Origin of the sequence: Streptomyces sp. NBC_01210, assembly GCF_036010325.1 — a bacterium.
Taxonomy (GTDB): domain Bacteria; phylum Actinomycetota; class Actinomycetes; order Streptomycetales; family Streptomycetaceae; genus Streptomyces.
This window is the reverse complement of sequence record NZ_CP108549.1, coordinates 7505036-7529748: the sequence shown is the minus strand read 5'-3', so window position 1 is coordinate 7529748 and position 24713 is coordinate 7505036. Positions and strand designations below refer to the sequence as shown.

Below are 24713 nucleotides of genomic sequence, written 5' to 3'. Positions count from 1 at the left end.
GCGGGGGCGGTTTCAGTGCTGCGCGCGGCGGAGCGCCTCGGAGTGCATCGCAACACGCTGCTGCACCGGCTGGACAAGATCGAGCAGCTGTCGGGGCAGCGGGTGCGCGAGCCGGGTGCGGCGGTCGCGCTGTATCTGGCGTGTCCGGGAGTCCTGCTGGACGCTCCGCACCAGGGCCGGCCAATCCCCCGATGGGTCAGCCCTCTTGACTCACCATCGGTTCCGCCGCGCTCAAGTCGGCCGGCATCGTCGGCGGCGTCGATCCACGCACGGTCGCGAACCGAACGCACACAAGAGCACACGGAACGCGACGGGCCCCCTCTTCCGGCGCGGTCGTTTGTTGCTCATACGTGCCCGCCAGATGACAAGCGAGAGAAATTCCTGGCACCGAGTGTCTTGCGGCCTGGCACGGGGTGCCATACGTTGATGTTGTCCGGGCGGCCGGCGTGCAGAGACCTTTCGTACGCCGGCTGTCCCCGCAAACCATCGGTTTGTGCGCCCGGACGCCTGCGTCACAGGCAACCTCTCGCGCCCACCGGCGCTGCCAACAGCACCACCCGCCGAACCGACGGCACACCTCCACAGCAGCAGCACCCCGACGTTTCCCCTCAGCGTTCCCTCAAACGCGCTTCGCCGGAGGCACCCCGTGAAGGAAATCCTGGACGCGATCCAGTCGACGGACAGCAAGCCCGCCGACTTCGCCGCACTGCCCATCCCCGAGTCCTACCGCGCGGTGACCGTGCACAAGGACGAGGTCGACATGTTCGCCGGTCTCCAGACCCGCGAGAAGGACCCGCGCAAGTCCCTCCATCTCGAGGACGTGCCGGTGCCCGAGCTCGGCCCGGGCGAGGCCCTCGTCGCGGTCATGGCGAGCTCGGTGAATTACAACTCCGTCTGGACCTCGATCTTCGAGCCGGTGTCCACCTTCGGCTTTCTCGAGCGCTACGGACGGCTCTCCGAGCTCACCAAGCGCCACGACCTGCCGTACCACGTCATCGGCTCCGACCTGGCGGGTGTCGTGCTGCGTACCGGCCCCGGCGTCAACGCCTGGCGGCCGGGCGACGAGGTCGTCGCGCACTGTCTCTCGGTCGAGCTGGAGTCCTCGGACGGCCACAACGACACGATGCTCGACCCGGAGCAGCGCATCTGGGGCTTCGAGACGAACTTCGGCGGCCTCGCCGAGATCGCGCTCGTCAAGTCCAACCAGCTGATGCCCAAGCCCCAGCACCTCAGCTGGGAGGAGGCGGCGGCTCCGGGTCTGGTCAACTCCACCGCGTACCGCCAGCTCGTCTCGCGCAACGGCGCGGGCATGAAGCAGGGCGACAACGTGCTGATCTGGGGCGCCAGCGGCGGCCTCGGCTCGTACGCCACCCAGTTCGCGCTCGCCGGTGGCGCCAACCCGATCTGTGTGGTCTCCAGCCCGCAGAAGGCGGACATCTGCCGCGCGATGGGCGCCGAGGCGATCATCGACCGCAACGCCGAGGACTACAAGTTCTGGAAGGACGAGCACAACCAGGACCCGCGCGAGTGGAAGCGCTTCGGCAAGCGCATCCGCGAGCTGACCGGCGGCGAGGACGTGGACATCGTCTTCGAGCACCCGGGCCGCGAGACCTTCGGCGCCAGCGTGTACGTCACCCGCAAGGGCGGCACGATCGTCACCTGCGCATCGACGTCGGGCTACAACCACGAGTACGACAACCGCTACCTGTGGATGTCGCTGAAGAGGATCATCGGCTCGCACTTCGCCAACTACCGCGAGGCGTGGGAGGCCAACCGCCTGGTCGCGAAGGGCAAGATCCACCCGACGCTGTCGAAGGTCTACTCCCTCGAGGACACCGCCCAGGCCGCGTACGACGTACACCGCAACCTCCACCAGGGCAAGGTCGGCGTGCTGGCGCTGGCGCCCGGCGAGGGTCTGGGCGTGCGCGACGAGGAACTCCGCGAGAAGCACATCGACGCCATCAACCGCTTCCGGAACATCTGAGGCCCTTAGATGACTGAACGTCAGAAGGACCGGCCCTGGCTCATGCGGACGTACGCGGGTCACTCGACCGCCGAGGCGTCCAACGAGCTCTACCGGCGCAACCTCGCCAAGGGGCAGACCGGCCTGTCGGTCGCGTTCGACCTGCCGACGCAGACGGGCTACGACCCCGACCACATCCTCGCCCGCGGTGAGGTCGGCCGGGTCGGGGTCCCCGTCTCGCATCTCGGTGACATGCGCCGGCTGTTCCAGGACATCCCGCTGGAGCAGATGAACACCTCGATGACCATCAACGCCACCGCCATGTGGCTGCTGGCGCTCTATCAGGTGGTCGCCGAGGAGCAGGGCGTCGACATCACCAAGCTCCAGGGGACGACGCAGAACGACATCGTCAAGGAGTACCTGTCGCGCGGGACGCATGTCTTCCCGCCCGGTCCTTCGCTCCGCCTGACCACCGACATGATCACGTACACGGTGGCCAACATCCCCAAGTGGAACCCGATCAACATCTGCAGCTATCACCTGCAGGAAGCGGGCGCCACTCCGGTCCAGGAGATCTCGTACGCGATGTCCACGGCGATCGCCGTGCTGGACGCGGTGCGGGACTCCGGCCAGGTGCCGGCGGAGAAGTTCGGCGATGTGGTCGCGCGTATCTCCTTCTTCGTGAACGCGGGCGTCCGCTTCATCGAGGAGATGTGCAAGATGCGCGCCTTCGGCCGTATCTGGGACCAGGTCACGCGCGAGCGGTACGGCATCGAGAACGAGAAGCAGCGCCGCTTCCGCTACGGCGTCCAGGTCAACTCCCTCGGTCTGACCGAGGCCCAGCCGGAGAACAACGTCCAGCGCATCGTCCTCGAAATGCTGGCCGTCACGCTCTCCAAGGACGCGCGCGCCAGGGCCGTACAGCTCCCGGCGTGGAACGAGGCCCTGGGTCTCCCCCGGCCCTGGGACCAGCAGTGGTCGCTCCGTATCCAGCAGGTGCTGGCGCACGAGAGCGATCTGCTGGAGTACGAGGACATCTTCGAGGGCTCGCATGTCATCGAGGCCAAGGTGGACTCCCTGGTCACCGAGTGCCTCGCCGAGATCGGCCGGATCCAGGAGATGGGCGGCGCGATGGCGGCCGTCGAGTCCGGCTATCTCAAGTCGCAGCTGGTCTCCTCGCACGCCGAGCGCCGGGCCCGGATCGAGGGTGGCGAGGAGAAGATAGTCGGCGTCAATATCTTCGAGACCACCGAGGAGAACCCGCTCACCGCGGACCTCGACACCGCGATCATGACGGTCGACCCGGCGAACGAGGCGCGCGTCGTCGCGAAGCTCCACGAGTGGCGCGACAACCGCGACGAGACCCGGGCAAGCGAGGCCCTGGCCACACTGAAGAAGGCCGCCGCCGGCTCCACCAACCTGATGGCCGCCACCGTCGAGTGCGCCCGTGCGGGCGTCACCACCGGCGAGTGGTCTTGGGCGCTGCGCGATGTGTTCGGCGAGTTCCGCGCGCCGACGGGCGTGAGCAGTGCGCCGGTCGCGGTCACCGCCGAGAAGGGCACGCCGCTCGCTCTCGTACGCGAGAAGGTGTCCCGTACGGCCGACGAGCTGGGCTCCGGAAGACTGCGGCTGCTGGTCGGCAAGCCCGGCCTGGACGGTCACTCCAACGGCGCCGAGCAGATCGCCGTACGCGCCCGTGACGCGGGCTTCGAAGTGATCTACCAGGGCATCCGGCTCACGCCCGAACAGATCGTCAACGCCGCGCTCGCGGAGGACGTCCACTGTGTCGGCCTGTCGATCCTCTCCGGCTCGCACGCCGAACTGGTCCCCGATGTGCTGGACCGGCTGCGCGAGGCCGGCGCGGCCGATATTCCGGTGATCGTCGGCGGGATCATCCCGAACGCAGACGCCACCGATCTGAAGGCGGCAGGTGTCGCCGCCGTCTTCACCCCGAAGGACTTCGGCATCACGGAGATCATCGGCCGTATCGTCGACGAGATCCGGAAAGCGAACAAGCTCGACCCTCTGGAGGTCCCCGCATGACCACGCCCGTGAACCGTCTCCGTCCGCGGCGTTCCTGCCTCGCCGTGCCGGGCAGCAACCCGCGCTTCCTGGAGAAGGCCCAGGGCCTCCCGGCCGACCAGGTCTTCCTCGACCTGGAGGACGCATGCGCGCCGCTCGCCAAGGAGGGCGCCAGGCACACCATCGTCGACGCGCTCAACAACGGCGACTGGACGGGCAAGACCCGGGTCGTGCGGGTCAACGACTGGACGACGCACTGGACGTACCGCGACGTGGTGACGGTCGTCGAGGGCGCGGGCCCCAATCTCGACTGCATCATGCTGCCGAAGGTCCAGGACGCCACCCAGGTCAAGGCGCTCGACCTGCTGCTGACCCAGATCGAGAAGACGATGGGCTTCGAGGTCGGCCGGATCGGCATCGAGGCGCAGATCGAGAACGCCAAGGGCCTGGTGAACGTCGACGAGATCGCCGCCGCCTCGCCGCGTCTGGAGACCATCATCTTCGGCCCGGCCGACTTCATGGCTTCCATCAACATGAAGACGCTGGTCGTCGGCCAGCAGCCGCCCGGCTACGGCGCGGACGCCTACCACTACATCCTCATGCGGATTCTGATGGCGGCCCGTACACACGACCTCCAGGCGATCGACGGCCCCTTCCTGCAGATCCGCGACGTGGACGCGTACCGCGAGGTCGCGGGCCGTGCGGCGGCGCTGGGCTTCGACGGCAAGTGGGTGCTGCACCCCGGCCAGGTCGACGCCGCCAACGAGGTCTTCTCGCCCTCCCAGGAGGACTACGACCACGCCGAGCTGATCCTGGACGCCTACGAGTGGTGCACCTCGGAGGCCGGCGGTAAGAAGGGCTCGGCGATGCTCGGCGACGAGATGATCGACGAGGCCAGCCGCAAGATGGCACTGGTCGTCGCGGGCAAGGGCCGCGCGGCGGGCCTGCAGCGCACGTCCAAGTTCGAAGCCCCGGAGGCGTAAGCGATGCAGTTCGGACGCACGTACGAAGAGTTCGAGGTCGGCGCGGTCTACCGGCACTGGCCCGGGAAGACGGTCACCGAGTACGACGACCACCTCTTCTGTCTGCTCACCATGAACCACCACCCCCTCCACATGGACACCAACTATGCGGAGAAGACGACCGATTTCGGGAAGAACGTCGTCGTCGGGAACTACATCTACTCGCTGCTCCTCGGCATGTCGGTCCCGGATGTCTCCGGCAAGGCCATCGCCAACCTGGAGGTCGAGTCGCTCAAGCACGTCGCGCCGACCTTCCACGGCGACACGATCTACGGCGAGACGATGGTCCTCGACAAGACTCCGTCAAAGTCCAAGAACGACCGCGGGATCGTCTACGTCGAGACCAAGGGCTACAAGCAGGACGGCACCCTCGTCTGCGTCTTCCGGCGCAAGGTGATGGTCCCGACCGAGACGTACATCAAGGAGCGCGGCGGCGAGCAGCCCGGCCGCCCGGAGCTGAAGGCACAGGAGAAGTAGCCATGAGCCGACTCGCCCAGACCCACGGTCTGACCGACGTCCAGCAGGAAATCCTGGCCACCGTCCGGGATTTCGTCGACAAGGAGATCATTCCTGTCGCCACCGAGCTGGAGCACCGCGACGAGTACCCGACGCAGATCGTCGAAGGCCTCAAGGAACTCGGCCTGTTCGGGCTGATGATCCCGGAGGAGTACGGCGGCCTGGGCGAGTCGCTGCTCACCTACGCGCTGTGCGTCGAAGAGATCGCGCGTGGCTGGATGTCCGTCTCGGGCATCATCAATACGCACTTCATCGTGGCGTACATGCTCAAGCAGCACGGCACGCAGGAGCAGAAGGACACCTTCCTGCCGCGGATGGCGCTGGGCGAGACGCGTGGCGCGTTCTCGATGTCCGAGCCGGCTCTCGGCTCCGATGTGTCGGCGATCACCTCCAAGGGCGTCAAGGACGGCGACGAGTACGTCCTGACCGGCCAGAAGATGTGGCTCACGAACGGCGGAACGTCCAATCTGGTCGCCGTTCTGTGCCGGAGTGACGAAGGACACCCGGAGGGCACCGCCCCCCATAAGTCGATGACGACCTTCCTGGTCGAGAAGGAGCCCGGCTTCGGAGAGGTCCGCCCGGGCCTCACCATCCCCGGGAAGATCGACAAGATGGGCTACAAGGGTGTCGACACCACCGAGCTCATCATGGACGGACTGCGCATTCCGGCCAATCGGGTACTCGGCGGCACCACCGGCCGAGGGTTTTACCAAATGATGGACGGCGTCGAGGTCGGCCGCGTCAATGTCGCGGCGCGTGGCTGCGGAGTGGCGCAGCGTGCGTTCGAGCTGGGCGTCTCGTATGCACAGCAGCGTCACACTTTCGGCAAGGCGATCGCTCAGCACCAGGCCATTCAGTTCAAGCTGGCCGAGATGGCTACCAAGGTCGAGGCCGCCCATGCGATGATGGTTAACGCGGCACGCAAAAAGGACTCCGGGGAACGAAATGACCTGGAGGCAGGGATGGCGAAGTACCTCGCCTCCGAATACTGCAAGGAAGTCGTCGAGGACGCCTTCCGTATCCACGGCGGTTACGGCTTCTCCAAGGAGTACGAGATCGAGCGCCTCTACCGCGAGGCGCCGATGCTGCTGATCGGCGAAGGTACCGCCGAGATCCAGAAAATGATCATTGGTCGCCGGCTGCTGGAGGAGTACCGATTCCAGGGTTGATTGTCGTATTTGAGTCGGTACGGGCGCGAAGAGAATCACACCGTGTCATTATCTTCCGGCCGCCGACTCGATTGCTGGCTTACCCAGTTGCGGCTCGCAACCGATAACATCGCCCGAAAGCCGCCGTCCCCCGTTGCCAGCGCGGCATCATCCGCTACGAAGGTCATCCATGCCCCACAGCCAAACCTCTGCACCACGCGGCCGCGTCCGCCTCGCGCGCGGAGCATCGCCGTGGCTTCTGCCGACCGTCGCCACCGCCGCACTCAGCTTGGCCCGATCGCGTCGCTCCAGGCGCGCCGCGGTCATCGCCGTGCCCACCACCGCGCTCGCGGCGGGCATGCTGTGGTTCTTCCGCGACCCCGAGCGCGAGATCACCCAGGGCCGGGTCATCTCGCCCGCCGATGGTGTGGTGCAGAGCATCATGCCGTGGAAGGACGGACGCACTCGCGTCGCGATCTTCATGAGCCCGCTGAACGTCCACGTCAACCGCGCTCCCCTCGCGGGCACCGTGACGTCCGTCGAGCACATCCCCGGTGGTTTCGTTCCCGCGTTCAACAAGGAGAGCGAGAACAACGAGCGCGTTGTCTGGCACTTCGACACCGAGCTCGGCGACATCGAGATGGTGCAGATCGCGGGCGCAGTCGCCCGGCGGATCGTGCCGTATCTCCCGCAAGGGACCAAGGTCGAGCAGGGCGAGCGCATTGGTCTGATCCGCTTCGGATCGCGCGTTGACATCTACCTTCCGGAAGGTGTCGACGTCGCTGTCGAGGTCGGTCAGACCACGACCGCGGGGGTGACTCGAATTGACCGTGATTGATCCTGACACACAGGCCGGCTGGGCCGCAGACGCCGAGGCCGAGGACGACGCCGAGGACATGCCGCTCTCTCTGCGGCTGTCGATAGCGGACACCCTCACGCTGGGTAACGCCACGTGTGGCTTCATGGCGGTGTACTTCACCACCACCGGGATCCTCATCCCGCACCTCACCGGCAGCAACGAGAGCGGCATGGCGCGCAACAGCGCCGCCACCGCCGTGATCCTGATGCTGCTGGCGGCGATCTTCGATCTCTGTGACGGGCTCGTGGCGCGCAAGCTGCGCAGCTCGCCGATGGGCGCGGAGCTGGACAACCTCTCCGACCTGATCAGCTTCGGGCTGGCCCCGGCGTACTTCGTACTCGTGTACGGAATGGTCGCGGACGACGCCCAGCAGAAGGTCTCGGCGGTGGCCGCGATCGTCGTGCTGCTGGCGGTGGTGCTGCGGCTTGCCAGATTCTCGTGCGTGACCATGAAGGACGGCATGTTCCAGGGCATGCCGAGCCCCTTCGGTGCGCTCACGGTCGTCTCGATCATCCTGCTCGAGCTGCCGTTCATCCCGACGCTGCTGGCAATCATCGGTACGGCATGGCTGATGGTGAGCCGGGTCGAGTACCCCAAGCCGCGAGGTGTCCTCGCGGTGGCGATGCTCGGCTGGATCGTCTCGGCGATGGGAATGCTGGCGGCGTGGGCGTTCGACGCTCCGGGCGGTCAGGTGCTGCTCCAGACCGGCTGCGCGCTGCAGATCGTGATGGCGGCGACGATTCCGCTCTTCGCGACGGCACGGCGTGTGAACACGTTCCGCGACAACCGCCGCGAGAACCGTGAGGCAAGGGCTGCTCAACTCCCCTAGAGCAGTGCATGTGCATGACGAGGGCCCGGGTGCGATCCGCACCCGGGCCCTCGTCATGTCCGGTGGCCGACACCGATCCGGTCACCACGGCCTCGCTGCTGGACGACGGCACGGAGCCGCCGGGGCTGCGGCCGGTCGCGATCGGCGCGGAACGGCTCCGGCTCGACGCGCGGGTGCGGCTGGGGCGGGGGCTCGCCCCGGGCGCGCGGCTGATCAGCGCGTACGGGCTCATCGAGGTCGCCGGGTGCGAGACCTGGTTCGAGACCGGCCGGCTGCCGGGGCCGGTCGAGGATCCCGCGCGGCACGCCTGTGTCTCGGGCAGCCGTTCCCCGGCTGCGCAGCGCAGATCCGCCAGGGGCAGATCTGGCTCACACCCCCCGGCGGCGGTGACGCGGTGCCCGCCGGGGATCACGGCCGGCAGGACGGCTCGGGCCCGCGTGAGTTCCGGGGCCGGATGTTGCGTCGTGTCATGGTGGACGGCCGTACCGTCGAGACCTGCCCTCGCCGGGCATCCGCGGGTGGGCGAAGCAGTCGTCGGTGAGACCGGCGGACGGCTGATCGCCTATGCCGACGCGCGTCAATCGCCGGACGGGCTTGATTTTCAAGCCCGTCCGGCGATTGAGGACATGCGGCCGAAGGTCGCATACGGGGGTCTGGGGGCGAAGCCCCCTGATCCGCGCCGCTAAGCCGGCGCAGGGGGCGGGGGCTTGCCCCCAGAAGGGTGACTCAGCTTCCCGACTTGTACGACTCCGCCGACTTGGACACCGCCGCCGGCCGCACCACCTTCAGACCCCCCGGCACCTTGAGGTCCGGCTTCATGATCAGACTCTGCCGGGTCGACGGTGCCGCCGGGTCGGAGAAGTTGTTCGTGATGCCGAAGCCGTTGTCGTACGAGGAGACGCTGAGCAGCGCCTTGTCGATGCCCTCTCGTGTCAGGTCCTTGGCCGCGCAGGCCTTCTTCAGCACCTCGCCGTAGACGCTCGCCGCGGTGTAGCCCGCGACCACGCCGTTGTCGAGACCATCCTTGGGGTAGGCGGCCTTGTACTCCTTGGCCAGCTTCGCCGGGCCCGCGCCCGGGTCGCCGATGGGGAGGGTGGAGGCCGCGACGTAGTAGTCCTTCGTCAGCGCGGCCGCCGCCGGGGTGGCCAGCAGCTGCGGCGCGAAGGCGGAGTTGTTGCCGATCATGGGGACCTTGAAGCCGCCCCCCGCGGCGACACCGACCAGCGAGGCCGCCTGACGAGGTCCGGCGCTGATCAGGACCGCCTTGACGCCGGCCTTCTTGAGCGCGGCGACCTGGGCGGACATGTCGTTGTCGGTCGGCTTGATCTTCTGCTCGACGACGGTCAGACCCGCCTGCTTGGCAGCGTACTTCGAGCCCTTCAGCGCGTTCTCCCCGAAGTCGCCCTCGAAGTAGACATGACCGATCTTGTCGCCCTTGGCGATGCGCTTCTGGCTGAGCAGATAGTCGACCGCGTTGATCGTCTCGATGTCGTACGTCGCTCCCACGACCCGGATGTACGGGCTGCCCAGCAGCGATGCCGACCAGGCCTGGGGCACCACGAGTGCCTTGTCCTGGCCGTCGATACGGCCCTTGACCGCGGCGACGAAGGGCGAGCCGATGAACTGGGAGAAGCCGAGCACCTTCGGTTCGAGTTCGGTGTACGCGGCGACGGCCTTCTGCGGGTCGTAGCCGTGATCCCGGACGGTGAGTTCGACAGTGCGGCCGCAGATGCCGCCGGCCGCGTTGGTCTGCTTCGCCCACAGCTGCTGCGCCTGGGTGACGCTCTTGCCGAGCGAGGCGTAGACGCCGGTCATGTCGGTGAGCACGCCGAGGTTGATGGTCTTGGCCGTGACGCCGTCACCGGTCTTCACCCCTCCGGCGTCCTTCTCACCGCCGCCGCCTTCGGTGGCCTTCGAGCTGCATCCGGCGAGGCCGGCGCTGGTCAGGGTCAGGGCGGCGGCCAGCGCCGCCGCGTACAGACGTGGCTTCATTACTTCTCCCGAGAGGTGATGAGACGGGTGAGTCCGCCGGGCAGGAAGAGGACGACCGCGACGACCGCGACGCCGTAGAGATAGCGCGATGCCTCGCCGGGTGAGACGCCGCCCGTGCCGGGGGCGGAGACCAGCGGGAGGGTGTCGCTGTAGTGGGTGAGGAGCTGGGGCAGCAGAGAGACGAAGGCCGCGCCGACGACGGCGCCGGCGACCGTGCCGAGACCCCCGATCACGATCATCGCGAGGAATTCGAGCGACAGGATCACACCGAAGTACTCGGGGACGGTCCGCTGGAAGACCAGGGCGATCAGTACGCCGGCGAGTCCCGCGTACATCGAGGACAGGACGAAGACGGCGGCCCGGTAGCGGGCGACCGGGACGCCCATGACACCCGCGGCTATGCGGTGGTCGCGGATGGCGTTCATGGCACGGCCGGGGCGGCCCCGTAGCACTCCGCGGGCGAAAAGGCCGCAGCCGATGAGGGCGAGCAGTGCCACGTACCAGAGCTTCTCGGCGGACTGGAAGGGGACGGCCGCGATGACCGTCTCGCTGTCGTCGAAGTCGATGCCGAAGAGCGAGAGGGGCGGAACCGCCCGGCCGTTGAAGCCTCCTGTCAGATCATGAGCGTTGAAGAGCACGTGCTGGCCGATGAAGATCAGCGCGAGCGTGGCGATGCCCAGATACGCGCCGCGCAGCCGTCCGGCGATGGGGCTGAACAGGCCGCCCGCCGCGCCCGCGACGAGGACCGCCAGTACTGCGGCGAGCCAGGTCGGGAGTCCGAGTCCGATGAGGCGGTGACCGTTCTCCTCGCCGCTGTCGCCCGCCAGGATGCAGTAGCTGTAGGCGCCCACCGCCAGGAAGAACGCGTGCCCCATGGACAGCTGCCCGGTGGCGCCGGTGAGGAGGTTGATGCCGATCGCGCCGATCGCGGCGGCCATCGCGAAGAGTCCGGCCTGCAGCCAGAAGCGGTCGAGGTAGAAGGGCAGGGCGAGGAGCAGGACGGTGCCGGCGAACCAGATGTAGGCGTTGGGACTCTTCAGGTACGCCCCGGGGCTCTTCACATACGCCTTGAGACTCTTTGCCACGTCTGCCTCGGGGTTCTTCAGCGTCTCAGACACGGGCGGGCTCCTTTGTGCCGAAGAGCCCTGCGGGCCTGAGCAGCAGGACGAGCACCATCACCAGATACGGTGCGAGATCGCCGATCCCCCGGCCCAGGAAGGACAGTTCGCTCTGGTAGCCGGTGGCGAAGGACTCGGTGACGCCGACGATCAGACCGCCCGCGAGCGCGCCGGTGGTGGAGTCGAGCCCACCGAGGATCGCCGCCGGGAAGGCCTTGAGTGCGGCGAGCGAGGTGGCGCGTTCGAGCCCCGGGGTCGGGAACACGGTGAGGAAGAGCGCGGCGACCGCGGCGAGCGCGCCCGCGACCGCCCAGGCGGCCAGCGATACCCGGCCCAGACGTACCCCCATCAGCGCCGCGGTCTCGGGATTCTCGGCAGCCGCGCGCATCGACACGCCCCACGAGGTGTACCGGAACGCGAGCAGGAACGCGGTGATCAGCAGGGCCGCCGAAACGAAGGCGGCGATACGGGTCTGCGCGATGGTGATGTCCCCGATGGTGACGACGCGGTCGCCCCACGGGTCACCGAGCGCGAGGACGTCCGTGCCGATGCGGCGGGTGAGTTCGGTGGTCAGGAGGATGTCGACGCCGATGGTGACGATGGCCAGGACGCTGTGGTCGGAGCCCCGGTAGCGGCGCATGACGAGGAATTCCACGGCCGCGCCGACGAGGGCCGCGCCCGCGATGCCGACGGCGAGCGCACCCCAGAAGCCGATGTCGTCGTGGAGTACGGCCGTGACATAGCCGCCCGCGAGAAGCAGGGACGCATGGGCGAAGTTGACGACTTCGGTGGCTTTGAAGATGACGACGAAGCCGAGCGCGATCAGCGCGTAGACGGATCCGATGGAGAGTCCGCCGAGGAGTAGTTCGGTGAAGGTCGTCATACCTGGGCCTCCGTTCCTAGATAGGCCTGTACGACGGCCGGGTCGCTCTGTACGTGGGCGGGGGTGCCGTCGGCGATCCGGCGCCCGAAGTCGAGTACGGTCACGGCGTCCGCGAGCCGCATCACCATCCCCATGTCGTGTTCGACGAGCACGATGGATATGCCGAGGCTGTCGCGTACGCCCGCGATGATGGAGGCGGTCTGCCGCCGCTCGTCCGCGGTCATCCCGGCGACGGGCTCGTCGAGGAGCAGCAGCCGCGGCTCCATGCACAGGGCCCTGCCGAGCTCGACGAGCTTCTGCTTTCCGTACGGGAGTGCTCCCGCGGGCCGGTCCAGATCGCCGCCGAGTCCGGTGAACTCCGCGATCTCCCGTACCCGCTCCAGGTGTTCGCGCGCCTCGCGAGCGGCGGACGGCAGCCGCAGTCCGGCGGCGAGGAACCCGGCGCGGGTGAGCCGGTGCCGGCCGAGCAGCAGGCTGTCGGCGACGGTGGCGTGCGGCGGGAGCGCGAGGTTCTGGAAGGTACGGGCGATGCCGAGGGCGGCGATGCGGTCGGGAGGAAGCTCGGTGAGCTCCGTCTCGCCGAAGCGGACGCTGCCGGAGGTGGCCCGGTAGACGCCGGACAGAACGTTGAAGGAGGTGGACTTACCGGCGCCGTTGGGGCCGATGAGGGCGTGGACGCTGCCGGGCTGGACGGTGAAGGAGACGGAGTCGAGGGCGGTGAGCCCGGCGAAGCGGACGGTGAGGTCGGTGACGTCGAGGGCCGGCACGGCGCCGCCGGATGCGGTGTCGGTCATCGGTGCCCCCTGCCGGATGCGGGCTGCCGCCCGCCGACCGGGGCTGCGCCCCGGATCCCGCGCCTCGTCTGTCGGCCGGTTTCCACACTGCTCATGCCGACCACCTGCTCAGCGCCGGCGCCGCCGTCTGCGCGCGGGACGCATCCGCGGCCGCGTCCTCGTCCACCACTCCCAGATACCGCCGGCGTACCTCGTCCGAGGTGGCGAGCTGGTCCGCAGAGCCCGAGAGGGCGACCTCGCCGACGTCGAGTACGTACGCCGTCGAAGCGAGCCGCAGCGCGATCGCCGCGTTCTGCTCGACCAGCAGGACCGATGTGCCGGCGGCGTTGATCTCCTGCACGGTCTCGGCGATCCGCGCCGCCATCAGCGGGGCGAGGCCGAGCGACGGCTCGTCGAGCAGCAGCAGCCGTGGCCGGGCCATCAACGCCCGTCCCATCGCGAGCATTTGCTGCTCCCCGCCCGACAGCAGTCCGGCCCGCTGGTGGGCACGGTCGGCGAGGACGGGGAAGAGCTCATGCACCCGGGCGAGGGCCTCGGTGCTCGACCGGCGCCCGCCGGTCGAGCCCAGGGCGCCCGCCCGGAGATTGTCCGCAACTGTCATCCGCGCGAAGACCTGCCGTCCTTCCGGGACCTGGACGACGCCCGCGGCGACGACCCGAGCGGCGCTCAGTCCTTCGAGCGGGCGGCCGTCGAAGCGGATGCTGCCGGACGTGACGTGTCCGCGCTGAAAGCCGAGGGTGCGGGAGACGGCGCGCAGCAGGGTCGATTTGCCGGCACCGTTGCCGCCGAGGACGGCGACGATCGCGCCCTCGGGTACGTCGATGGTGACGTCGCGCAGTGCCCGCACCGGCCCGTAGCCGACGGACAGCGCACGCACTTCGAGTGAGGCGGCTGCCATGCAGACCCCCTTTCCAAGCTTGTTCGAAATTGCCTGTGGGGGCACACGTCAGCACCGGTCGGACGTACCGTCCAGGCGGTATGCCCGACTCGCTGCGGATGACCAGGGGTGCGGCGCGCGCATTGTGCACCGGCACAAGGGCCGGCATCCTCACAGGTCATGGGTGGTCGCAGAGCGCGTGCCGCAGCCGACGGACCAGCTCATCGAGGAACTTCGGGCCCACTCACCGCAGTTCGACCTCGCTGTGCCGCCGGACGAGCACTGGCGGCGATCGGCGAGGCGATGCGGTACGGCATCGAGGCGGTGGCCGCGCTCGGCGTCTCCGTCACCAAGGGTGACCCGGTCTTGTCCGGTGGCCGTTGGGGGTCCGCTCCGGGGTAGCGCCGGGACTGGATGATTTATGGCGCGTTGGGGGCGGTCGGAGGGCGGCCGTTTCCTGTGCGCCACACATCACGCTCTACGTCCCGACTCCACCCGCTGCGCGTCCCCCCGCCCGTCACCGGCAAGGCCCCCAGGTCTGCCCCCGTCCGCCCACGAACCGCCCGTGAAGCCCCCGCTCCGGTCGGGGACCCGGGGCTGCAGCGGTGCGGCCGACGCCTGCGCCGCGTAGGTGTAGGGCCTCAGCCACACCTCATCCTCGGGCCGTGCACCCGAGCCGGCGCCCTGGCGGTGCGGGGGCGTCAGCCGTCGCGTCCGCCTCCGGCCGGGTCCGGGGCGGCGCACCGGTTTCGGGAAGGGGCGGGGTGGGGGAAGCGCACCCCCCGCCCCGGCCCACCGCCTCAGATCAGGAAGTCCCGCGCAATGCTCGCCGCCACCCGTTCCAGCAGCGGCCCCGCCTCCGCCATGCAGCGGGCCGGGTCCGGTTCCAGTGCCGTGAGGGCGTACGCGCGGCGGATGCCCGCGCGACCCAGCGCCTCCGGTGGCAGGGTCAGGCGGCCGCAGACCGCCACGACGTCGATGTTCTGCGCGCGCGCCGCCGCGGCGACGCCCGCCGGGGCCTTGCCGTGAAGCGTCTGCTCGTCGAGGGAGCCCTCGCCCGTGATGACCAGGGTCGCCCGCTCCAGCGCCGGCGAGAAGCCGAGCACATCGAGCATGATCTCGATGCCCGGCCGGAAGCTCGCGCCGAGGGCGACCAGCGCGCCGTAGCCGATGCCGCCCGCCGCCCCCGCGCCGGGCAGTTCGGCCTGCTCCGGGCCGAGGACGGAGGCGTAGTGCGCCAGCGCCGCGTCCAGCGTGTCGACGTCCTCCGGTGTCGCGCCCTTCTGAGGGCCGTACACCGTCGGCGCGCCCTTCGGCCCCGTCAGCGGGTTGTCCACGTCGCTCGCCAGGACCAGCTCCACGTCCTTGAAGCGGGGGTCCAGGCCGGACAGGTCCGCGGACGCAAGGTCGCGCAGTCCGCCGCCGCCCGGCCCCACCGGCTCACCGTCCGCGTTCAGGAAACGCGCGCCGAGCGCGGCCAGCATGCCCGCGCCGCCGTCCGTCGTCGCGCTGCCGCCGACGCCGAAGACAATCGTCCGCGCTCCCGCGTCGAGCGCCGCACGCAGCAGTTCGCCGGAGCCGTATGTCGTCGATGTGAGTGGCGCGAACACACCGTCCGGGAGGTGCTGGAGGCCCGAGGCCTCCGCCATCTCCACCACTGCGGTGCCCTCCCGCAGGGCGTACGCCGCGGTCAGGGACTCGCCGAGCGGCCCGGTCACCCGGACCTCACGGCGCTCGAACCCGGCCGCCACCGCGGCGGCGACCGTGCCGTCACCGCCGTCCGCGACGGGCAGGGTCTCGACCGCCAGACCGGGCACCACCCGCTGGAGGCCCGCCGTCACCCGCTCAGCGACCTGTACGGCCGTGAGAGAGCCCTTGAACTTGTCAGCCGCGACGAGCACACGCGCGGGCTGAATAACTGCTCCGTCCGTCACCTTGCTATCCCTTGCTTTCGAACAGGCAGTCGCGCCTCCCCGACCCTATCCGCCAGGTCAGACGGCATGCCACCCCATCATGGTGCGACATTCCGCTATATAGCGGGGTGCTGCTCGGTCGGCCGACGTCCGCGAGCCGTATATCCGGCGCACCACCCGGGAGCCGTCACCGACCGGCGGCTGAAAGCCTTCACGCACCCACCACCGCGCGGTTCCGGCGCCCATTCGGTAAACCGGACGTATGGGCCTACATCACGCCGACCTCGCCGACCGGATCCTCGGCGGCTGGCTGGGCAGAGTCGCCGGCAACATGCTCGGCAAGCCCGTCGAGCGCGGCGACCACTGGACCCGCGACCGCATCGACCGCTATCTGCGCCGTACCGACGCCCTTCCGCTCACCGACTATCTCCCCGAGCCGCCGCCCGACGCGGACGCCGAGGGGTTCGAGCTGCGTCCCGAGTGGCGCCAGTGCGTACGGGGCCGGATCCACGGCAGTTGCCGGGACGACGACGTGGACTACAGCATCCTCGGCCTGCATCTCCTTCAGACCCACGGCTTCGGCTTCACGACCGAGCAGGTGGGCGAGGCGTGGCTGCTGCATCTGCCGTTCCTGCAGACCTTCACCGCCGAGCGGGCCGCTTACCGCAACCTCGCGAACGGCCTCAAACCCCCGCTCACCGCCACCCACGACAATCCCTACCAGGAGTGGATCGGCGCCCTCATCCGCGCCGACATCTTCGGCTGGACCTCCCCCGGCGACCCGAACCGCGCCGCCGCGCTCGCCCGCCGCGACGCGGTCCTCTCGCACACCGGCAACGGCGTGTACGGCGCGATGTGGGCGGCCGCTCTGATCGCCGCCGCGTTCACCGCGAACACCCCGCGCAAGGCGATCGAAGCGGCGCTGGAAGTCATCCCTGCCGGATGCCGCCTCGCCCGCGCGGTACGCCACACCGTCGCCCTGCACGCCTCCGGGACATCCTGGTCCGACACGCTCAGCGAGCTGGCAGCGGAGACGGGCAGCCTCGGCTGGATCCACACCGTTCCGAACGCCGCAGTGATCACGGCAGGACTGCTGTACGGCGCCGGCGACTTCACCCCGACCATCGGCCTCACGGTCCGCGGGGGCCTGGACACCGACTCCAACGGGGCGACGGCAGGCTCGGTGGCGGGCGTGCTGTGCGGGGCCTCCGCCATCCCGCCGCAGTGGACCGACCCGCTGGAGGACCGGGTGCGCAGCGCGGTGTTCGGGTTCGACGGCGTACGGATCAGCGAACTGGCCAAGCGTACGGTGCGGTTGGCGGCGGTCTCCGCCGGTTGAGCTGAAACCGCTGCTGTCGGGGGGCGTTATCTGCACAATGGTCAGATGCCTGCGTACATGGAACTCTCGCTGTCGGACGGTTCACAGGTTCGCCTCGAGTTGTCCGAGGCCGGAGAGCCCCTCGCCGTACCGTCGCAGAGCAACGGCAGGACAGATCTGCCGGAAGGGTTCGGTGCGGCCGAGCCCGTGGCGAGCGGCGCCGCACGGGCGGCGACGCTCGCGGCGGACGCACTGCGCACGGCGCTGCGCCCGCTCGGTCCGCTGCTGGACGAGGTCCACGGCGCGGTGGCAGCGTCCGAGAACCCGCCACAGGAGGTCACCGTCGCGTTCGGCGTCGAGATCGGACAGGACCTGAAACTGGGTATCGTCGGGGCCAACGGCAAGGCCACGATGAGCATTTCGGCGACCTGGCAGACCGGTCAGGCCACGCAGCCCGGGACACCGCAGCGCTGATGGGCTGGTTCAGAAGACCGGCGGCCACCGCACCCCGCGTGTCCGTGCTGCACGACGGCGCGTCGACCGCCGCCGGCGGCGCCGCACTGCTGTCCGCCCGGCAATTGGTGACCTGCGCGCATGTCGTCAATGACGCGCTGGGCCGCGATCTGTACGCCGCGGCGCCGCCGGCCGCCGACGGTCTGCGCCTCGCCTTCCACGGTCCGGAGTCGCCCCAGTACCGCAGTGCCCGGCTCTCGGTGTGGGTGCCGCCACAGCGGGGCTCGTCCTCAATGGTCTGGCAGGGCGATCTCGCCGTACTCGAACTCGACGAGCCCGTCCCCGGGTGGCTGAGCCCCGTCGTCTGGCGCGACATGGCCGAGGGACAGACACTGCGGGCGTGGCACGGCGGCGGGGAGGCCATCGCCTTCGCCGACACCGAAGTGAAGCTTCAGGAGGGCCGGTTCGGCTATCTCGACGGTCAGCTGTCCGGCGCCGCCATCGGCCCCGGATTCAGCGGCGGCCCACTGTGGGCGACGGACGACGCCACGGTCGTGGGCCTGGTCGTGGCCCATGTGATGCCCGGCGACGGGCCGATGAGCCCGCAGACCACGGTGCGGCGCAGCTGGGCGGTGCCGTGGCAGGCGATCCGGGACGAGCTGGAGCGGGCGGGGGCGGCCGAAACCGTCGCCGAGTGCACCGTGCACCAGAGGGCGTACACGACAGCGGTGTGCGGCGACGGCTCCACGGCAGGCAGCCTCACCGCGGAGCTGTGGTCGCTGCTCGGCGACCCGGTGCGCCGGGCGCAGCACGCCCGTACGCTGGCGGCCCGGCTCGGATACGAGCCCCCGGCCGGTGAATCCGCCCCGTCCGTGGAGGAGTTGGCGCAGCTGCTCGCCTCGGAGGAACGCGCGCTTGCGACGCTCACCGAGTCAGTGGCCCCCACCGTCCAGGGCGGACCGTCCCGCGCCGGACTCGACCGGCTCCTCGCCGTGGGCAGGCTGACCGGTACGGCCCGGCTGCTCTCCCTCGACGAACACCAGTTTCTTTTACGGGAGTTGACACTGGCCGCCGTCGCGGACGCCGCGCTGCTGCCACGGGCGGCCCGCGAGGCACTGCGGTACATAGTCCCGCCCAGTTGCCTCAGCGGCACCAGGCTGAATCCGCGGGACCTCGATGCGGCGGTGACGGAGCTGGAGGCGTACCGCGACGGCGGGCAGCCCGCGGACGGCATCCCGCCGGTGCCCGCCCTGCTCACCTTGGTGGAGTATGTGGCCGCGGCCACCGCACCGCCGGTGCGCGAGGCCCTGCATGCCTGGTCGGAGCGGGTCGTGGCACGGCTCGGGAGCCACCCGGCCGCGCTGCAGCTGCGCCGCGCGGACGCCGCGGCCTGGGCGGCGTACCGCCCCTCCCCCGTCGTCCGTCTGGTCGCCGAGATCTCCGGTCCGCCCGACCGGTATCAGTGCGCACTGTGGGAGGTGCGCCAGGACGGCGCGACGGCCTCGCTGGCCACTGCGGACCGGCCGCGCAGCGCGGCCGAGATCGCCCGGCTGATCCGTGAGGCTGCCGAGAACCCCCGGGACGACTGCGGCCAGGGCGTCACCCATGTGGACATCCTCGTCGGCCGGGAGGGACTGCAGCTGCCCTTCGACGAGTGGGAGGCGGCCAGTTCGGTGGAGTTTCTGCCGAGGGTCCCGCTCGGGGTGAAGTTCCGTATCGCGCTGCGCTGCCCGGAGGTGAGCGCCCGCGCACCGCGCCGCGAGGCCGAGCTGCGCCGCCGCTGGGAGAGTGCCCACGCCGGGCCGCTCGTCGTCGACGAGAGCTGCGCGTCGCCGGAGAAGGTGTACGCGCTGCTCGAGACCAGCCACCGGGACACCGCCCAGGTCGTCCTGCACGGCCCGCGCGCCCCGCGCGAGGCACTGCTCCAGCTCTGTCTGGCCCTCGGCGTCCCGGTGGTCCTGTGGGACCGGGACGCCGAGAACCACGAACACGCCCACCGGCTCGACGACATCGCCCCCGCCGGACCACTGCACCAACTCCCCGAACGTATACAGCACTTCAGGGCCGGTCAGTACGGAGCGGGCATCCCCTCGCCCGCCCGGCCCTCGCTGGTGTGGGAGAACACGGAGCTGCCACTGCCGGGCGGGCTCGAACTGCTTGACCCCGCGGAAGGAGCGGACATCCGATGAACCCCGCCCAGGACAACAACCAGGGCAACGGCGACTGGAGGCTGTTCCGCGGCGACGGACAGGCCCGTACGGTCGACTTGCCCGAGGCCCCTCCGTGGCGCCGCTTCGACCCCCCGTCCGCGGCGACAGGGGGTCCGCGGCCCCCGCTGCCGTATCTGATCGGGCCCGCCGAGGCCGATGTCGTCAGCGCCGCGCTGCATCTGCGCCGCCCCCTGCTGGTGACCGGCCAGCCCGGCACCGGCAAGTCGTCCCTGGGGCACGCCATCGCGCACGAGCTGCGGCTCGGCCGGGTGCTGCACTGGCCGGTCAACAGCCGGGCCACCCTGCAGGACGCGCTCTACCGCTACGACGCGATCGGCCGGCTCCGTGAGTCGAACCTCCGGCGTGAACCGAGCGAGGTCTCCGACGATCTCGGCATCGGCTCGTACGTACGAGCCGACGATCTCGGCATCGGCTCGTACGTACAACTCGGGCCGCTCGGTACGGCGCTGGTGCCCGGCGCACGCCCGCGCGTACTGCTCGTCGACGAGCTCGACAAGGGGGACGTCGATCTCCCCAACGATCTGCTGAACGTCTTCGAGGAGGGCGAGTTCGAGATCCCCGAGCTGGCCCGGCTGCCCGAGGACCAAGCCTCGGTCCGGGTGCTGACGGCCGACCCCGACACCTGGACCGAGGTGACCAGGGGCCGGGTGCGTTGCTCGGAATTCCCCGTCGTGGTCATCACCAGCAACGGCGAACGCGACTTCCCGCCCGCCTTTCTGCGCCGCTGTGTACGGCTCGCTCTGCCGGAGCCCGACGAGGACAGGCTGCTCGCCATCGTCCGCGCCCATCTGGGTCCGGCGGATCTGGACGGCAACGACGAGCTGCTGCACGCCTTCCTCGCGCGGCGGGCCCGCGGCGAACTCGCCACCGACCAGCTGCTGAACGCGGTGTTCCTGCGCAAGGGCGGGGTGGACCTGGACGCCGACGGGCTGCTCGACGCCGTACTGCACCGGCTCGGCGGGACGGTCTAGCGCCGGTGTGGAGCGAGCTGCGACGGATCCTGGCGGACGGCGGGGCGGAACTGTCCCACGAAGAGCTGCTGGATGCGCTGTGGCTGGCCGGACGGCTGCCGGCGGGAGCGTCGTCGGTACTGGCCGAGGCGGGCGCGGTCGCCGAGGCCCCGCCGTCGCGGCAGGAGGCTTCTCCCGGCGAGGACCCGCTCGCCGGCTACCGCCCGCCCATGCTGGAGGAAGCGCGGAGCGGCATGCGCACAGAGACGGACAGTCGGCCTCCTTGGGCGGCGCGGCCCGGCGAGTTCCACGGCTCCGATGTTCATGCCGCGCCTGCCGGACGGCTGCGCCCGCGGCGTGACCGGCCCGCCGTCCCCGTACGCGCCCCCGAGGAGAAGGCGCTGGGCTCCGTGGAGCTGCGCCTGGGCCGTGCGCTGCGCCCGCTCAAGCAGCTCCGCCCAGACCGCCGCGAGTGGGAGCTGGACGAGCCCGCCACTGTGACGGCGATGGCCGAGACCGGGCTGCCCGACGCGGTCATGCGCCCGGGCCGCGCCCGCTGGCTGGATCTGGTGCTCCTCGTCGACGACGGGGTTTCGATGCTGCTGTGGCAGCGTCTCGCGACCGAGACACGGCTGCTGATGGAGCGCAGCGGTGCCTTCCGCGACGTACGGGTGTACGGGCTGGACAGCCGGGGCACCTCCGCTCCCCTGCTGGGCCGGCGTCCGTACGAGCAGGACAGCGCCCCGCTGCCCGCGTCCGCCGTCACGGACCCGGCGGGCCACACACTGCTGCTGGCCATCAGCGACGGCGTGGGCGTGGCCTGGCGGGACGGACGGATGCACGCCGCGCTGGAACGCGCGGCGCGAGTCGGTCCCACAGCCGTGCTGCACGCGCTGCCCGAGCGGCTGTGGGAGGGCTCCGGCATCCGCGCCGAGGCATGGGAGGTCACCACCCGAAGGCGTGGCGCACCCAACCACACCTGGCAGGTCGCTGACCCGGTCCTGCCGCCCGAACTCGCCCCGTACGACGGGGTTCCGGTGCCTGTGCTCGCGCCGACCCCCGAATCACTGGGCGTCTGGGCCCGGTTGGTCGGTTCGCCGGGCACATCGGCAGTCCTTCCGCTGCTCGCGTCCCGGACGCCGGCCCGCCCGTACGCGGCGACGCGCGCGCCCGGCGGGGACGGTCTGCTGCGGTTCCGCAACGCGGCATCGCCGCAGGCGTACCGTCTCGCGGCCCATCTCGCGGCGGTCGCCCCGGTCTCGGTACCGGCCATGCGACTGGTGCAGGCCGCGCTGGGCCCCGAGGTCGACACGGGGCATCTCGCGGAGGTGTTCCTGGGCGGGCTGATGCGCCGTACGGAGGGGGACGATCTGCTGCCGCAGCACCGGGGCTTCGACTTCGCGGAGGACACCAGGCGCATGCTGCTCGACACGCTCCCGGCAGGCGATCTCGTACGGACGACCCGCGCGGTCACCGCCCGCCTCGCCGAACTCGCGGACCGCTCGGCGGACTTCCCCGCCTGGCTGCCGCATCCCTCGGGGACGGACCGGCTGCCCGCGGACGGGCGCCCCTTCGGATGGATGGACGAGCGGCTGCTGCGGCGGCTGGGGGTTCCGCGGGCTGCGGCGCAGCCGCCCGCGGTTCCGCTGCCGTCGTTCGTCGACGCGCCGGACTCCGACTGGCGGTCGCTGAAGAGCAGTGAGCCTCGAATGGCGGGCCCTTTCCGGCTGTTCGCGCGGTACCTCTACGGCCAACGGCAGTTGGCGCTGTATCTGGGCCGGTCTCCGCAGCAGCCGGGGACCGCGGTGGTCCGCATCCCCGAGCTGACTCACGACCAGGCCGCCGCGTTGGTCACGACAGAGGCTGAGGCGCTGTCGCGGATGGACAGCGTGTACGCACCACTGCTGCTCGGCCATGACGCCACATCCACACCCGCCTGGATCGCCACTGCATTGGCCCAGGACAAGCGCGCCTCGGGTCCCGCACCCAATCTGGGCTTCGTGGTCGAGCAGCGAGGGGCTCTGTCGGGCAGGGAGTTCGTGTCCCTCGGGAGGCAGCTCACGAACGGAATCGCACGGGCCCACCGCAAGGGCGTCATCCACGGTTCCCTGATCCCCGAATACATCATCGCCGTGGGACAGGAGATCGAGATCATCGGGTGGATGGCCGCGTCCCTCGACGGTGTGCACAGCCCACACCGGTCGATCCTGCGCCATCAGGCCGACTTCCGCGCACCGGAGCTCCGCGACCCCTTGGCCACGCCCACCGAAGCCTCTGATGCGTACGCCCTGGGGAGGATTCTGCTGGCGGTCGCCCGCGGCGACATGGACTACGATCCGGCCGCGGAACCGCGCTCCTCCCACCCCGGCCGGGACGGCGTCCGCGCACTGCTGCGGCGCTGCGTCACGCCCGATCCCGCGGACCGGCCAACCGCGGACGAACTGCTGCAGGCCTTCAACGCCAGAGCCCATGAACAGCCAGTCGCTCCCCTCCGGGCCACGCAGCTCGGCCTGGGTGAAGACGGTCAGGCGGTGCTGCTCGACCTCAACGAACCGGAGTACGGCGGCGAGGGACCGTACGCGTGGCTGACCGGTCCGGACGTCCATGAGCGACACCGGACGCTCGCCACCATCGTCCGCGGCCTGGCGGAGGCGAACCCGGCGGAGTCCGTATCCTTCCTCTGCGCCTGGCACGGCGATTCCGAGCACCTCTCCGCGCTTGCCGAACTGCCGCAGGTGAAGTGGGCTCAGGACCTCACGGCACGGCCGGACTCCATCGGCGAACTGCATGACCTGCTGCGGGACGAGCTGGACGAGCGCAGCTGGTCACTGCCTCTTCCTCGGCTCGTCATCGTTGCGGACGACTACAACAGCATCCGCTTTTCCGACCCGGTGATGGACATCGCGGAGGCACTCACGATGGTTCGGGACCAGGGCATTCACGTCCTTGTCGCGGACGAGCCCGACCGCGTCCCCGAGATCGACAGTGCCTTCACCTGCCACATCGAGCTCACCGGCCCCCGAGGGCACGGCCTCTTCCACGACGGCGTGTCCCAGCCCGTCCCGTTCCGCCCCAGGCCGCTGTCCGCCGAGGAGCAGGCAGCCGAACTCGACGCCGAGCACGACCGTGGGGTTCACCAGCTGCGGCGGCGCGAGTGGGCGGAAGCGCATGCGGTGCTCAGCAGTGTCGCCTCCGCGCGGCTGGCGCTCCTGGGCCCCGGCCATCCGGCCACGCTCATGTCACAGTACGAAGTGGGCTTCGCGCTGCTCGGGCTCGACCGGTTCAGGGAGGCGCTGGCCCAGTTCCAGAGCGTCGAGCGGGGCAGGTCGGCGGCCTCCGGCCCGTACCACCCCGACACTCTGGACGCGCGCCAGCAGGGTGCCTGCACCCTCGGTCTGCTGGGTCGGCACCGGGAAGCACTGTCGCTCTACAACGAGGTGCTGGCGCGGCGGATGCAGGTACAAGGGGCCCGGCACCCCGACACCTTGCACTGTCAGCACAACGTGGCGTTCACCCTGAGCGCGCTCGGTCGGCACCGGGAGGCATACGACCTGGCCGGCCAGGTCCTCACCGCCCGGATCGGGGTGCTCGGCGCCGAGCACCCCGACGCTCTGGCGACCCGCCACGAGATGGCCCACTTCCTGCTCCGCATGGGCGAGCGGATCAGCGCCCTGGAGATGTACAACACCGTGGCCAGGTCCCGCGCGCGAGTCCTCGGAGCCGATGACCCCGACACCCAAGCCGCTCAGCGCGATGCCGACCGGGTCCGTACCCAGCTCGGCAGCCCACCCTCCGGCCAACGCCCTCCTCGTCCCAAGGGCTGAG

At 70.1% G+C, this 24713-nt stretch carries 19 protein-coding genes and 1 pseudogene; 14 read left to right on the top strand and 6 right to left on the bottom strand.

Going from position 1 to position 24713, the window contains the following annotated elements; all coding sequences use genetic code 11:
• Positions 1–15 precede the first annotated feature (15 nt).
• The 9 genes and pseudogenes from OG735_RS42110 to OG735_RS33875 all read left to right on the top strand — a co-directional run.
• Positions 16–132 (top strand): annotated as a pseudogene (locus OG735_RS42110) (helix-turn-helix domain-containing protein); the annotation flags it as partial.
• A gap of 514 nt (positions 133–646) precedes the next feature.
• Positions 647–1984, top strand: coding sequence for a crotonyl-CoA carboxylase/reductase (ccrA, locus tag OG735_RS33910; protein WP_327326960.1), 1338 nt, complete (start codon positions 647–649; stop codon positions 1982–1984).
• Between the two features lie 9 nt (positions 1985–1993).
• Complete coding sequence (locus tag OG735_RS33905; protein ID WP_327326958.1) at positions 1994–4006, top strand: protein meaA; 2013 nt, start codon at positions 1994–1996, stop codon at positions 4004–4006.
• Positions 4003–4968, top strand: coding sequence for an HpcH/HpaI aldolase/citrate lyase family protein (locus OG735_RS33900; protein WP_327326957.1), 966 nt, complete (start codon positions 4003–4005; stop codon positions 4966–4968). The genes OG735_RS33905 and OG735_RS33900 overlap by 4 nt, the downstream gene beginning before the upstream one ends.
• Before the next feature lie 3 nt (positions 4969–4971).
• A complete protein-coding gene (locus tag OG735_RS33895; RefSeq protein ID WP_327326956.1) occupies positions 4972–5484 on the top strand; it encodes a MaoC family dehydratase in 513 nt (170 codons plus the stop codon).
• A 2-nt stretch (positions 5485–5486) separates the two neighbouring features.
• Entirely contained in the window at positions 5487–6692 is a 1206-nt protein-coding gene (locus OG735_RS33890) for an acyl-CoA dehydrogenase family protein (RefSeq protein ID WP_326653642.1), read from the top strand.
• A 169-nt stretch (positions 6693–6861) separates the two neighbouring features.
• A complete protein-coding gene (locus OG735_RS33885; RefSeq protein ID WP_327326955.1) occupies positions 6862–7509 on the top strand; it encodes a phosphatidylserine decarboxylase in 648 nt (215 codons plus the stop codon).
• On the top strand, positions 7502–8359 hold the full coding sequence (gene pssA / locus OG735_RS33880) for a CDP-diacylglycerol--serine O-phosphatidyltransferase (RefSeq protein ID WP_327326954.1): 858 nt from the start codon (positions 7502–7504) through the stop codon (positions 8357–8359). Before OG735_RS33885 ends, pssA begins: the two co-directional genes overlap by 8 nt.
• Before the next feature lie 62 nt (positions 8360–8421).
• On the top strand, positions 8422–9045 hold the full coding sequence (locus tag OG735_RS33875) for a hypothetical protein (protein WP_327326952.1): 624 nt from the start codon (positions 8422–8424) through the stop codon (positions 9043–9045).
• 40 nt (positions 9046–9085) lie between these two features.
• Here the strand turns inward: OG735_RS33875 and OG735_RS33870 are convergent, their stop codons facing one another.
• From OG735_RS33870 to OG735_RS33845, 6 genes are all read right to left on the bottom strand, one after another.
• Entirely contained in the window at positions 9086–10351 is a 1266-nt protein-coding gene (locus tag OG735_RS33870) for an ABC transporter substrate-binding protein (protein ID WP_327326951.1), read from the bottom strand.
• Positions 10351–11412 (bottom strand): branched-chain amino acid ABC transporter permease, encoded by a 1062-nt coding sequence (locus OG735_RS33865; RefSeq protein ID WP_327328546.1) that lies wholly within the window; start codon positions 11410–11412, stop codon positions 10351–10353. The genes OG735_RS33870 and OG735_RS33865 overlap by 1 nt, the downstream gene beginning before the upstream one ends.
• 49 nt (positions 11413–11461) lie before the next feature.
• Positions 11462–12352 carry a branched-chain amino acid ABC transporter permease gene (locus OG735_RS33860; protein ID WP_327326950.1) on the bottom strand — a complete coding sequence of 297 codons (891 nt, stop codon included), beginning with the start codon at positions 12350–12352 and terminating at the stop codon, positions 11462–11464.
• A complete protein-coding gene (locus OG735_RS33855; protein ID WP_327326949.1) occupies positions 12349–13146 on the bottom strand; it encodes an ABC transporter ATP-binding protein in 798 nt (265 codons plus the stop codon). Before OG735_RS33855 ends, OG735_RS33860 begins: the two co-directional genes overlap by 4 nt.
• Positions 13147–13237: 91 nt before the next feature.
• Complete coding sequence (locus OG735_RS33850; protein ID WP_327326948.1) at positions 13238–14044, bottom strand: ABC transporter ATP-binding protein; 807 nt, start codon at positions 14042–14044, stop codon at positions 13238–13240.
• Between the two features lie 779 nt (positions 14045–14823).
• Positions 14824–15939, bottom strand: a complete 1116-nt coding sequence (locus OG735_RS33845; protein WP_327328545.1) for a glycerate kinase — start codon at positions 15937–15939, stop codon at positions 14824–14826.
• Between the two features lie 259 nt (positions 15940–16198).
• Between OG735_RS33845 and OG735_RS33840 the strand changes: the two genes are divergently transcribed.
• From OG735_RS33840 to OG735_RS33820, 5 genes are read left to right on the top strand one after another with little or no spacing between them, the layout of a single operon-like run.
• The gene (locus OG735_RS33840; protein ID WP_327326947.1) at positions 16199–17275 is read left to right on the top strand and encodes an ADP-ribosylglycohydrolase family protein; all 1077 of its coding nucleotides are present in this window, start codon (positions 16199–16201) and stop codon (positions 17273–17275) included.
• A 45-nt stretch (positions 17276–17320) separates the two neighbouring features.
• Positions 17321–17728, top strand: coding sequence for a CU044_2847 family protein (locus tag OG735_RS33835; RefSeq protein ID WP_327326946.1), 408 nt, complete (start codon positions 17321–17323; stop codon positions 17726–17728).
• Positions 17729–17766: 38 nt separating this feature from the next.
• Positions 17767–19896 (top strand): VMAP-C domain-containing protein, encoded by a 2130-nt coding sequence (locus OG735_RS33830; RefSeq protein WP_327326945.1) that lies wholly within the window; start codon positions 17767–17769, stop codon positions 19894–19896.
• Complete coding sequence (locus OG735_RS33825; protein WP_327326944.1) at positions 19893–20909, top strand: AAA family ATPase; 1017 nt, start codon at positions 19893–19895, stop codon at positions 20907–20909. Before OG735_RS33830 ends, OG735_RS33825 begins: the two co-directional genes overlap by 4 nt.
• Before the next feature lie 5 nt (positions 20910–20914).
• A complete protein-coding gene (locus OG735_RS33820) occupies positions 20915–24712 on the top strand; it encodes an SAV_2336 N-terminal domain-related protein (RefSeq protein ID WP_327326943.1) in 3798 nt (1265 codons plus the stop codon).
• The last annotated feature ends 1 nt before the right edge of the window (position 24713 follow it).